General features: G+C 64.4%; 9 protein-coding genes. 4 read left to right on the plus strand and 5 right to left on the minus strand.

From position 1 onward, the window contains the following. Positions 1-25: 25 nt before the first annotated feature. Entirely contained in the window at positions 26-817 is a 792-nt protein-coding gene (locus tag MOK15_RS07235; RefSeq protein WP_242932669.1) for a response regulator, read from the minus strand. A 283-nt stretch (positions 818-1,100) separates the two neighbouring features. Here MOK15_RS07235 and MOK15_RS07240 point away from each other — a divergent pair, with 283 nt between their 5' ends. Next, positions 1,101-1,325, plus strand: a complete 225-nt coding sequence (locus MOK15_RS07240; RefSeq protein ID WP_242930980.1) for a NepR family anti-sigma factor — start codon at positions 1,101-1,103, stop codon at positions 1,323-1,325. Positions 1,326-1,413: 88 nt separating this feature from the next. Further along, positions 1,414-2,919, plus strand: coding sequence for a sensor histidine kinase (locus MOK15_RS07245; protein WP_242932670.1), 1,506 nt, complete (start codon positions 1,414-1,416; stop codon positions 2,917-2,919). Between the two features lie 31 nt (positions 2,920-2,950). Here MOK15_RS07245 and tgt read toward each other — a convergent pair whose 3' ends face one another. Together tgt and MOK15_RS07255 are read right to left on the minus strand one after the other, a co-directional pair. Beyond that, positions 2,951-4,081 (minus strand): tRNA guanosine(34) transglycosylase Tgt, encoded by a 1,131-nt coding sequence (gene tgt / locus MOK15_RS07250; protein WP_242930981.1) that lies wholly within the window; start codon positions 4,079-4,081, stop codon positions 2,951-2,953. Between the two features lie 39 nt (positions 4,082-4,120). Further along, on the minus strand, positions 4,121-4,300 hold the full coding sequence (locus MOK15_RS07255; RefSeq protein WP_347567183.1) for a hypothetical protein: 180 nt from the start codon (positions 4,298-4,300) through the stop codon (positions 4,121-4,123). 230 nt (positions 4,301-4,530) lie between these two features. Here MOK15_RS07255 and MOK15_RS07260 point away from each other — a divergent pair, with 230 nt between their 5' ends. Continuing rightward, entirely contained in the window at positions 4,531-5,475 is a 945-nt protein-coding gene (locus MOK15_RS07260) for a crotonase/enoyl-CoA hydratase family protein (RefSeq protein ID WP_242930983.1), read from the plus strand. A 219-nt stretch (positions 5,476-5,694) separates the two neighbouring features. On the opposite strand, the gene MOK15_RS07265 is transcribed toward MOK15_RS07260, so the two are convergent. Together MOK15_RS07265 and putA are read right to left on the minus strand one after the other, a co-directional pair. Beyond that, entirely contained in the window at positions 5,695-7,677 is a 1,983-nt protein-coding gene (locus MOK15_RS07265) for an EAL domain-containing protein (RefSeq protein WP_242930984.1), read from the minus strand. 86 nt (positions 7,678-7,763) lie between these two features. Next, on the minus strand, positions 7,764-11,366 hold the full coding sequence (putA, locus tag MOK15_RS07270; RefSeq protein ID WP_242930985.1) for a trifunctional transcriptional regulator/proline dehydrogenase/L-glutamate gamma-semialdehyde dehydrogenase: 3,603 nt from the start codon (positions 11,364-11,366) through the stop codon (positions 7,764-7,766). A 99-nt stretch (positions 11,367-11,465) separates the two neighbouring features. Between putA and MOK15_RS07275 the strand changes: the two genes are divergently transcribed. After that, positions 11,466-11,963 carry an Lrp/AsnC family transcriptional regulator gene (locus MOK15_RS07275; protein ID WP_242930986.1) on the plus strand — a complete coding sequence of 166 codons (498 nt, stop codon included), beginning with the start codon at positions 11,466-11,468 and terminating at the stop codon, positions 11,961-11,963. Positions 11,964-12,129 lie beyond the last annotated feature (166 nt).

Consider the following 12,129-nt stretch of genomic DNA (forward strand, 5'->3'; position numbering starts at 1 on the left):
GTTCCGTCCCTTCGTCAAAAGCCGTTCAGGCGGGCGCCGTGGCCTGATCGAAGAACAGGGCCTGCGAAATCGCCGCCTTCACCGTCGATCGCTGGAATGGCTTTGTGATAAGGAAGGTGGGTTCGGGCCGCTCGCCGGTTAGCAGCCGTTCGGGGAAAGCGGTGATGAAGATCACCGGGACCGAGATTTCGGCGAGAATATCCTTCACCGCATCGATCCCGCTCGAATCGTCGGCAAGTTGGATGTCGGCAAGGACCAGGCCCGGCCGTTCGGCCATGGCTTCGCGCACCGCATCCTCCCGCGTCACGGCAATGGCGGTGACATCATGGCCAAGGTCGCGGACGATGGTCTCGATATCCATCGCGATGATCGGCTCATCTTCGATGATGAGCACCTTGGCGCGGGTCTGCGCCTCGATATCCGACAGCGCTTCATCCACCAGCACTTCGACATCGGCGCTATCCAACCCGACCAGATAGGCGACGTCCTCCACCGCAAATCCTTCCAGCGCCGTCAGCAGCAGCGCCTGACGCGGCAACGGGGTCAGCCGGCCCAATCGCGCCTGGGCGATCGCTTCCCGGCCATCACCGGCGCTCAGCGGGACATCATCCAGATGCGAGGACGACCAGATGGCGTGAAAGGTCTTGTACAGGCCAAGGCGCGGATCAACGTCCGATGGAAATTCCTCCGGCGCCGCCACAATCGCCTCCAATGTCGCGCGGACATAGGCGTCGCCATGCGCCTGGCTGCCCGTCAACGCACGGGCATAGCGCCGCAGGAACGGAAGATGGGGGTGGAGTTTCTGTCCAAGCGACATCGTCAAATCTTCTCCCAGCCCGTAACAGGCTTACTCTCTCCGGCCCGCGGACGGAGGAAGGCAAGGATGGAATGCCCATGCCGCAATGGCAACCCCCACCCCCCTTCTCACCGCCATCTGACCGACAGCGCCAAAAAAACGCTTCGTGCACCGGAACCATCGACAAACGGAATTGTTTCATAATGACATGGTTTTTTCGATGATATTGAGAAATTCGCAACCTTTGCGGGCGCGGTGAATTGACGTCCAACGTGATTCCCGCGAATACGCACAGGCTGGCGTGATGGACATTGGTTCAGAGGGGCGGATTTTGGTTTCTTCAACAACGGAACAACGGTCGACCGGAGGAGGCAGGAAGGACGCGAAATCGTCTTTGCCGCGCGGGAACCGCGACGCCGGTGCCAAGGATGAAGGCCATGTCTCACAAGCGCTGCGCACCGTCTATCAGCATGCAGTGGATGAGGATATTCCCGCTGAAATGCTGGATCTTCTGAGCAAACTGGACTGAAATCATCATGACCAGGGGCAGCCTTCTTCCGGCGGCCCGGTTACTGACTGTGCCTCTCTCTCCCTTCTTCCGGTCCACTGGCGTCAAGATGTTCCTCATCCTGACGCTCGCGCTTCTGCCGCTGGGCCTGATCGCGCTGATCGCCTCGCTTCAGGCGATCCGGACCGCCGATCTCGAAAAGGAAGCGCTGCTGCGTGTCGCGGTCACGCAGAGCGCGCGCAAGCTGAGCGCCGACATGCAGTCGGATCGCACCGCGCTGCGGCTGACGATCAACAATCTGACCGGCACGGACACCCGTATCTGCGACCATCTCGGCCTCCTTCTCTCCTCCAACGATCTCGAAGGCGGACTTTTCTATATTTATAACCGCGCCGGACGCCGTATCTGCGGGTCCAGCCGGGCGGAGCCGAAGGGGCTTGATCCAGGTGAACGTTTCGGCGGCCCGTCGATACAGCTCCTGCCCGGCGCGCCCATTCTGGTGAACCGCGTCCACAGCCAGGACAATCGCCTGGTCGGGCTGATCTATTATTCGCGCCAGCATCTCGAAAGCGTCGCCGACCCTTCCACCGCGCTGCCGAACAGACAGCTCAGCCTGCACCAGGGCGAACGGCGGCTGACCATCAGCCAGCCGGACTTCCCGGCGGACGAAGGGCGCACCACCAGCCTGTCCGCCCGACTCGATCCACCCGACATGGTGTTGACGATGACCGTGCGCGATCCCACAGCGACGCTCGCGCGCACCCTTTCGCTCTTCTTGCCGCTGGTCATGTGGTTCGCCGCCGCCGCAATCGGCTGGTTCGTGGTCAATCGCCTGCTCATTCGCCCACTGGTGCTGCTGCGCCGCGCGGTGGCGAACTACCATCCGGGCGAGGTGCTGGAACCGATGCGGCGGGTGCGCACCCCTGCGCAGGAAATCGTCGCGCTGGGCGAAACCTTTCGTGAAATCAGCGAAGATGTCGCCACGCACGAAGCCGAGATGGCCGAAGGGCTGGAAACGCAGCGCAAGCTGACCCGCGAAGTGCATCACCGGGTCAAGAACAACCTGCAGATCATCGCCAGCCTCATCAACCTGCACGCCAGGTCAGCCCATGATCCAGAGGCGGTGGAAGCCTATGCATCGATCCAGCGACGGGTCGATGCGCTTTCGGTCGTCCATCGCAACCATTTCGCGGAGCTGGAGGAAAATCGCGGCGTCGGAATCCGGCCCCTCATCAGCGAACTGACCGCCAGCCTGCGCGGCACCGCTCCCGTCCAGGCCCGGCGTTTCGGTATCCAGATCGACAGCGACAATCTGCACATCAGCCAGGATGTCGCCGTGCCGGTCGCCTTCCTGGTCACGGAACTTGTCGAACTGGCCATGCTGCTCGACCCGCATGGCAAGATGCGCATTTCCGCGCATTTGCAGCCCGGCAGCCACAACCGCGCGCTGCTGCACATCCTGTCCCCCGGCCTGTGCGCATCCCCGGACGTGACGGGCCATCTGGAAGATCGCTATGGCCGTGTCCTGACCGGCCTGTCACGCCAGTTGCGCGCGCCGCTGGATTATGACGGCGAAGCGGGGTCATTCGCCATCGCCGTCGCCATCCTTCCCTGAGCCTGTCCCCTGAACCTGTCGGCGCCCGGCGTCAGACGCGGCGATAGTCCCGGCGGAAATCAGCGGCGAAGGCGGTCAGGCGGCCGGCCGCGATGGCGTCGCGCAACCCCTGCATCAGTTCCTGGTAGAAATGGATATTATGCTGGGTCATCAGCATTGCGCCCAGCATTTCGCCCGCCTTCACCAGATGATGCAGATAGGCGCGGCCCCAGGTCGCGCAGACCGGGCAGCCGCAGCGCGGATCGATCGGTCCCATATCCTCCGCGAACTTCGCGTTGCGGATGTTGAGCGGCCCGGCCCAGGTGAAGGCCTGGCCGTTGCGGCCCGACCGGGTCGGCAGCACGCAGTCGAACATGTCGATGCCGCGCTCGACCGCACCGACAATGTCGTCTGGCTTGCCCACGCCCATCAGGTAGCGGGGCTTGTCCACCGGCAGCATGGCGGGCGCGAAGTCGAGCGTGGCAAACATCGCCTCCTGTCCCTCGCCCACAGCCAGACCACCCACGGCATAGCCGTCAAAGCCGATCTCGATCAGCTTTTCCGCCGATATGCGCCGCAGTCCTTCATCCAGCGATCCCTGCTGGATGCCGAACAGGGCCGCGCGCTCCGCATGGTCGCCACCCGCGTCGAACCCGTCGCGCGAGCGCTTCGCCCAGCGCATCGACCGCTCCATCGATCGGGCCGCCTCGTCATGGGTGCAGCCATTCTTGGTGCATTCGTCGAACGCCATGACGATGTCGCTGTCGAGCAGCCGCTGGATCTCCATCGAGCGTTCGGGGGTCAGCATATGCTTCGACCCGTCGATATGGCTGGAGAAGGCGACGCCCTCCTCGCTCATCTTGGTCAGGGCGCTGAGGCTCATCACCTGATAGCCGCCACTGTCGGTCAGAATCGGCCGGTCCCATCCCATGAAGCCGTGCAGGCCGCCCAGCCGCGCCATGCGTTCGGCGCCGGGGCGCAGCATCAGATGATAGGTATTGCCCAGGATGATGTCCGCGCCGGTCGCGCGCACCTCGGCCGGGCGCATCGCCTTGACGGTGGCGGCGGTGCCCACGGGCATGAAGGCCGGCGTGCGGATTTCGCCGCGACGCATCTGGATAGCGCCGGTGCGTGCCTTGCCATCGGTGGCGGCGATCGAGAAGGAAAAGCGGGGTTCAGTCACCCGGCGCGCTCTAGGAGTGAAACCCGGCGCATTCAAGCATCAACCCGCCTTGCGCACCCCTTCGAACAGCAACATCGCATCGATATTGAAGCCCTCTATCCGCCGATAGGGACCGATGAAGCGCAAACAGTCGGCCGACAGGCGCAGCGGCCATGCGACACCGACCTCATTCTGCAACATCAGTGTAACCGGTTTTGGGGGAATCGCGCGTGGGCTCATGAAAAAAACTGGTAAGAAACAAAGGTTAACAAAGCCCTTAACGGGGCTATCAACGAGCATGAGCCTGTTGTATTATCACCACAACATCTCCGATTTCGGGGCATTCCGAGCTGCACCTTTGCAACAGTCCGGAATAAAGATGGTTAACGTGCTGTGCACCCTACGCGGGTTGATTGCATCCTGTCATCCAGCCTGTTCACTTCATGCCGAATGAAAAAGCGGGGGCGCAGATGATTGATTCAGGACAGTTTCATCCCACAGGCGGAACATCCGGCGCGGCGTCGAGCACGGATAGCGCCCATCCATCAGGCGCGTCCGTCGCGGGAAGCGGACATATCGCCGACATCGCACAGTCCACCCTGTTCGACCTGGGGCAGATCGACGTGCGCTGGGACGCGGAACTCGCCACGCTCTGGGCCTTCATGACCCCGATCGAGCGGCCCAATTCCAACATGGGCCTGATTCGCGACACCATGGCATGGCAGCAGGAAAGCCGCCGCGTCTTTGCCGGGAAGAGCGGTCTGTTGAAGTTCATGGTGCTGGGATCGCGTTTTCCCGGCGTATTCAACCTGGGCGGCGACCTGGAGATGTTCGCCGAGTGCATCCAGCGGCGCGACCGAGAGGCGCTGCTGAAATATGGCGTGGCCTGTTGCGAGATCGTCGATCGCATCTGGCACTGCAACGACATGAACATCATCAATATCGGCCTGGCCCAGGGCGACGCGCTGGGCGGCGGGCTGGAGGCGTTGATGTGCTTCGATGTCATCATCGCCGAGCGGCAGACCCGCTTCGGCCTGCCGGAGGTGCTGTTCGGCCTTTTCCCCGGCATGGGCGCCTATTCAATCCTGCAACGCCGGATCGGGCCGGTACTGGCGCGGCAGATGATCGCGGACGGACGCATCTACACCGCCGACGAGATGTGCGAGATGGGGATCGTCACCCAGGTGGTCGACACCGGCGATGGCGAAGCGGCGACGGCGCGATGGATCAAGGATCATATGCCGCATCATAGCGGCTATGTCGGCATCAACCGCGCCGGGCGGCGGGTGAACCCGATGACGCTGACCGAACTGACCGACATCGTCGAGATGTGGACGGAAACGGCGCTGTCGCTGTCGGATCGCGACCTGCGCATGATGCGGCGGCTGGCAGCGGCGCAGACCCGGCTGCGATAGAGGGGTTTCGGAAACGCGGTTCGTCCCCAGATCGACATTCACGGCTGCTTCTTAAGCCGTCATGCCGGACTTGATCCGGCATCCAGGGCACAAAGAGCGGCGCCTGCGACTCTGGATGCCGGATCAAGTCCGGCATGACGTTGAAAATGAGGCCGAGACTTCTGCTTTAATCTGAATGTCGATCCGCCCCAGAGAATCACGGAAAACCAAAACCGGAAATCAGATGCGGCGACGGCGCGTCTGGACGATCGGGTCCGGCCGTCCCGTTCCTGCGAGCGGGCCGGCGGCGATCATCTCGGCGATATGCTCGCTCGGCACGGGGCGGCTGAAAAGATAGCCCTGAACGTTGGTGAAGCCGGCTTCACGCGCGTGGCGAAGCTGGTCCTGCGTCTCGATGCCTTCGGCCACCGTATCCATCGACAGATCACGCGCCAGATTGCCGATCGCGTGCACGATGGCGCGATCCTCAACATTGGCACTGACGCCGGCCATGAAGCTCTGGTCCACCTTCAGCGTGTCGAACCGATAGGAACGCAGATAGGAGAGCGACGAATAGCCGGTGCCAAAATCGTCGAGCGCCAGCCTAAGGCCGATGCGCTGCAATTCGCGCAATATCGCGTTGGTCTGGCCGCTATCGTCCAGGAAGATGGATTCGGTGACTTCCAGTTCCAGCCGGCGCGCGGGAATCCCGGTTTCCAGCAGCGCGGCGATGATATGGCCGGGCAGGTCCGCCGACTTGAGCGACACGGGGGAAATGTTGATGGCGATGCGTATCTCGCGCGGCCAGGAGGCTGCGGCGGCGCAGGCCTGATGCAGCACCCATCCGGTCATCGCCTCGATCATGCCGATATTTTCCGCGATCGGAATGAACTCCGACGGCGGGATCGCGCCCAGCACCGGATGATCCCAGCGCAGCAGGGCTTCGCAGGCGTCGATCTCTCCGGTGGCAAGGTCGACGATCGGCTGGAACAGCAGCTTGAGTTCGCCCGCGTCGAGCGCGCGGCGCAGCCCCGTCTCAATCTCATGCACGCGGTTGAAGCGTTCCTTGAGCGACCAGTTGAAGCTGGCGGACCGGTTGCGCCCCTCCCCCTTGGCTTCATAGAGCGCCAGGTCGGCATGTTGCATCAATTCGTCCATGTCACGCCCGTCCTGGGGCGCGACGGCATAGCCGATCGAAGCAGTGACCTGCAGATGATTGTCGCCCAGGTCGAAACCATGGGCGAAATAATCGATCAGTTCCTGCGCGATGCCCGCGGCCGTCACACGGTCCGTGTCGGGGCAGATGATGACAAATTCGTCACCGCCGAACCGCGCGATTCTGCCCCGGTCCTGCACGACGTCGCTCAACCGCTCGGCCACCGCCCGCAGCAACTGGTCGCCGACCATATGCCCCAGCGAATCGTTGATCTCCTTGAAGCGGTCAATATCCATCCACAGGATCGCCACCGCATCGTTGCGCTTCTGACTGGTGTGGAAAATGTCGCGCAGCCGCATCTGCATCGCCATGCGATTTTCCAGCCCGGTCAGGCTGTCGAACCGGGCGAGCCGTTCGAACTTCTCCGCCAGCAATGACTTGTCGCGCTTGCCGATCAGCGCCTGGACGACGATGCGATGGGTGGTGGAACTGATCTCCGCCAGACCCAGCACCATCATCAGCATCGCGCTCGAAAGCACGCGATAACCGGCAGAGCCTTCGAGCCACAGCCCAATGGCGGTGGGGAGCAAGGTCAGGCAGACCTGTCCGATGGCGATCTGAACCCGGCCCGCATTGCGTCCCGAAATGCCGCCGGCATAGCCGGTCGCCATCGAGACGGTCAGCATATGGATGACGCTGTTGTTCGAACCGGCCAGCGTCACGAAAGCCATCAGGCCCAGCAGGCCCGCATAGACCCAGGCGCCCAGTTCATAGGCCAGTTCCCAGCCACGCGAAGCCACCGCCGTACCGCGCACAAGCTGGCGATGGAAGAATATGGCGGAAACGACCCGCAACGTCGCGACCAGGCATAGCAGCGTGACCACGGCATGGATCGCGATACCGCTGGACATGCGGACGACGACCAGGCCGACCGCGACGCCCGTCACCGCGCCGATGGTGAGGGAAGCGGGCGAAGCGTAGAGCGTTTCGATCAGATCGCGATGGACAATCGCATCCTGGGCCGACCGCCGCGCCTGCTTTCCCAGAAATGTCTTCAAAGCGCGCAAAGGGCGGATCTCCGATTCTCCGCCGGTCTTCGCATCTTCCCTTTATTTTTTCGTTAACCGGAGCGCTCCGGAAATGGGGCCACGGGTCAGCCGATCATCATCAGGCTGGCGTTGCCGCCGGCCGCCGTGGTGTTCACGGAAACGGACACCTCTTCCAGCAACCAGTCGAGACAATAGCCATGGCCATGATCGTCGGCATGGACCGACAGGATCGGGCCGGGCAGGTCGGCGACGCACTGGGCGGTCGCAGCGATCTTGGCGGCGTCGCCCTCCACCAGAACGGCGGCGTAGGGGCCGGTGGCGTCGGCGCTGAAGCAGGCCGCGACCTCGGCGGGCAGGCCCGGCGGGATCGTCATCCCCTGCACCACGCCGCTGTTCCCAGTGGCGAGGACGGCGGCCATTTGACGGAACAGACCCTGACGGGTCGCGGGGCGCAACAGGATGCGGCCGCGCGGATGCAGGGCGTAGAGATTGCGTTCCCCCACAGGGCCAGGCAGCGTCAGTTCGACGCCCAGCGCGGAGGCGTCGCCGGTGCGGCGGGCCTGGACCGCCACATCCCCCTCACCCTGGCTGTCGAGCCAGTCGGCGAAGGCATGGAGCGGCGAGCGCAGATGGCTGACGCGGGCGGCGAAGACCGGGGGTGTGGCGACCAGACGCCCCAGATAGAGCGGCCCGCCCGCCTTGGGACCGGTGCCCGACAGGCCGCAGCCGCCAAAGGGTTGCACCCCGACGATCGCGCCGATGACGTTGCGGTTCACATAGATGTTGCCGACCTTCACACGGGCGGTCACGCGGGCGATGGTTTCGTCGAGCCGGGTGTGAAGACCGAAGGTCAGGCCGTAGCCGGTGGCGTTGATCTGATCCACCAGCGCGTCGAGCCGGTCGCGCCTGAAGCGCAGGACATGGAGAACGGGGCCGAAGACTTCGCGGCTGAGGTCCGCGATCGAATCGATCTCGATAATCGTGGGCGGAACGAAGGTGCCGTGCGCGGTTTCGAGCGGCAGCGGGCTTTGTTCGACCTTGCGGCCCAGCGCCTTCATGGCGTCGATATGCCTGGCGATGCCCTCCTGCGCTTCGGCGGTGATGACCGGGCCGATATCGACCTTGAGCGCATCGGTGCGGCCGATGCGCAATTCGGCCAGCGCGCCCTTGAGCATCGTCAGCGTCCGGTCGGCGACATCCTCCTGCAGGCACAGGATGCGCAAGGCCGAGCAACGCTGCCCCGCGCTGTCGAAGGCGGAGGCGATGACGTCGGCCACCACCTGTTCGGCGAGGGCGGAGCTATCGACGATCATCGCATTCTGGCCGCCGGTCTCGGCGATCAGCGGGATAGGCCGGCCAGCGGGTGACAGGCGGGTGGCGAGCTGACGCTGGATCAGGCGGGCGACTTCGGTCGATCCGGTGAACAGGACGGCAGCGGTTTCAGGCGCGGCCACCAGCGCGGCGCCGATCCGCCCGTCGCCGGGGAGGAGTTGCAGCGCGTCGGCGGGGACGCCGGCTTCGTGCAGCAGGCGGATGGCCTCTGCCGCGATCAGCGGGGTTTCCTCGGCGGGCTTGGCCAGCACCGGATTGCCCGCCACCAGCGCGGCGGCGACTTGCCCCGTAAAAATGGCGAGCGGAAAGTTCCACGGGCTGATGCAGGTGACGGGGCCAAGCGCGACCTGCGCCGGGCCGAAGGTGCTGCGCGCCTGCGCGGCGTAATAGCGCAGGAAGTCGATCGCCTCGCGCACTTCGGCGATGGCGTTGGGTAGCGACTTGCCCGCCTCGCGGACGATGAGGCCGAGCAGGATCGGCATCCGTGCCTGCATCGCGTCGGCGGCGCGATCCAGCGCGGCGGCGCGATCGGCGACCGGGGTTTCGGTCCAGCTACTGGCGGCGGCACGGATGGCGGCGGCGCGGGCCTCTTCGGGTGTCGCTTCGGTGACGCGGCCCACCACATCGCGATGATCGGCGGGGTTGAAAACGGTATGCGCATTCCCCGCTCCGCTCGCCGGCGCGGCGGTCCAGGCGAGCGTGGCGCTATGCCGGAGCGCTTCGTTCAGGCTGGCGAGCGTCACTTCGTTGCTGAGGTCGAGGCCGTCCGAATTGCGGCGATCGGGATAGAGGTCGGTGGGCAGCGCGATCTGGTCATGGCGGTGGCCGGGATGGGCCATGGCGCGCACGACGTCGACCGGATCAGCGATCATCTCTTCCACCGAGACATCGGGGTCGGCGATGCGGTTGACGAAGCTGCTGTTCGCGCCATTTTCCAGCAGGCGGCGGACGAGATAGGCGAGCAGGGTCTCATGCGTGCCGACCGGCGCATAGATGCGGCAGGGCCGGTTCAGCTTGCCCAAGCCGACCACCTGTTCGTAGAGCGGCTCGCCCATGCCGTGGAGGCACTGAAATTCGTAGCGGCCGATCGCGAAGTCCGGACCGGCAAGATGATAGATGGTCGCCAGCGTCTGGGCATTATGCGTCGCGAATTGCGGGAAAACCGCATCGGGCGCCGCGAGCAGCTTTTGCGCGCAGGCGATATAGGCGACGTCGGTATGGACCTTGCGCGTATAGACCGGGAAGTCCGGCAGGCCGTCGACCTGCGCGCGCTTGATCTCCGCGTCCCAATAGGCGCCCTTGACCAGCCGGACCATGATGCGGCGGTCGGCGCGGCGGGCGAGGTCGACGATCCAGTCGATGACGAAGGGGCAGCGCTTGCCATAGCCCTGCACCACGAAGCCCAGGCCGTTCCAGCCGACAAGGTCCGGGTCCAGCGCCAGGCTTTCGAGCAGGTCGAGCGACAGTTCGAGCCGGTCCGCCTCCTCCGCGTCGATGTTGAGGCCGATGTCATAGCGTTTCGACAGTTGCGCCAGCTTCTTCACGGCGGGCAGCAGTTCGGCCATCATCCGGTCAGCCTGCGCGCGGACATAGCGCGGGTGGAGAGCGGACAGCTTGATCGAGATGCCCGGCCCCGCATAGATGCCGCGCCCGGCCGACGCCTTGCCGATGGCGTGGATCGCCTGTTCATAGTCCGCATAATAGCGGGCGGCGTCGGCGGCGGTGGTGGCCGCTTCACCCAGCATGTCGTAACTGTAGGCGAAGCCCTTCGCCTCCATCTCCCTGGCGCGCCTGAGGGCTTCCTTGATCGTCTCGCCGGTGACGAACTGTTCGCCCATCATGCGCATGGCAAGGTCGACGCCACGGCGGATGACCGGCTCCCCGGCGCGGGCGACCAGGCGGGTGAGCGCCGCGCCCAGGCCGCGGTCATCGACGCTGCCGACCAGCTTGCCGGTGACGACCAGGCCCCAGGTGGCGGCGTTGACGAACAGCGACTTGTCCCCGCCCAGATGCGCGGCCCAGTCTCCATCGGCAATCTTGTCGCGGATCAGCGCGTCGCGGGTTGCGGCATCCGGGATGCGCAGCAACGCTTCGGCAAGGCACATCAGCGCCACCCCCTCCTGACTCGACAGCGCATATTCCTGCACCAGCCCCTCGACGCCCGTCCCCTTGTGATTGGCGCGCAGCGCGGTGACGAGGGTGCGGGCGGTCCCGGCGATGGCGGCGCGGGTCTCGTCCGGCAGGGTCGCGGCCTCCATCAGGGGAGCGAGCGCTTCGGCCTCATCGCGGCGATAGGCGGCGGTGATGGCCTGGCGAAGCGGGGTGGCTTCCCGGATGGCGGGGGCGAATGTGGCGAAGGGTGGCTGGTCGGTCATGACGGCCAGAATAATCGAAGTCCGGATTTCGTTCCGTCTTTTGAATGGACCAGATCAAGGCAAAGTGACTTATTAAGTCGGTTATGCTAGGCATATTGGATGGATGGAAAGCCAAAGACAGTCGATATGGATGAGTTCGATCGGCGGATCATAGCCGCCCTGGTCGAGGATGGACGGATGACCGTCACCGATCTTGCCGCATCGGTCGGCCTGTCCAAGACGCCCTGCCAGGTGCGGCTGAAACGGTTGCAGGAAGCAGGCGTCATTCGCGGTTTCCGCGCGATCGTCGATCCGGCGAAGCTGGGGATGGATCATATCGCCTTTACCGAGGTGAAACTGTCCGACACGCGGGAGACGGCGCTGCGCGACTTCAACGCGGCGGTGCGACGCATTCCGGAGGTCGAGGAATGCCATATGCTGGCGAGCAATTTCGACTATCTGCTCAAAGTGCGGACCGCGGACATCAGGCGATACCGCATCGTGCTGGGCGAGAAGATCAGCGCCCTGCCCCATGTCGCCAGCACATCGACCTTCGTGGCGATGGAAACGGTGCTGGAGGCGGGGAGCGCGCGGGGGCGCGGGGGCAAGGCCGGGTGAAACAAAGGCGCGAACCGGACTGACTGCTGACGGCCAGAATCGGACACAAAATCCTCCCCTGTAAGGGGAGGGAGACCACGAAGTGGTGGAGGGGTTCGATCAGGTTCGACTGCCCCCGGCAGTCGAAGGTCATGCCGGGGGCATGACCGACCTGATCGACGCTATC

It is taken from the genome of Sphingobium sp. BYY-5, from assembly GCF_022758885.1.
GTDB lineage: Bacteria > Pseudomonadota > Alphaproteobacteria > Sphingomonadales > Sphingomonadaceae > Sphingobium.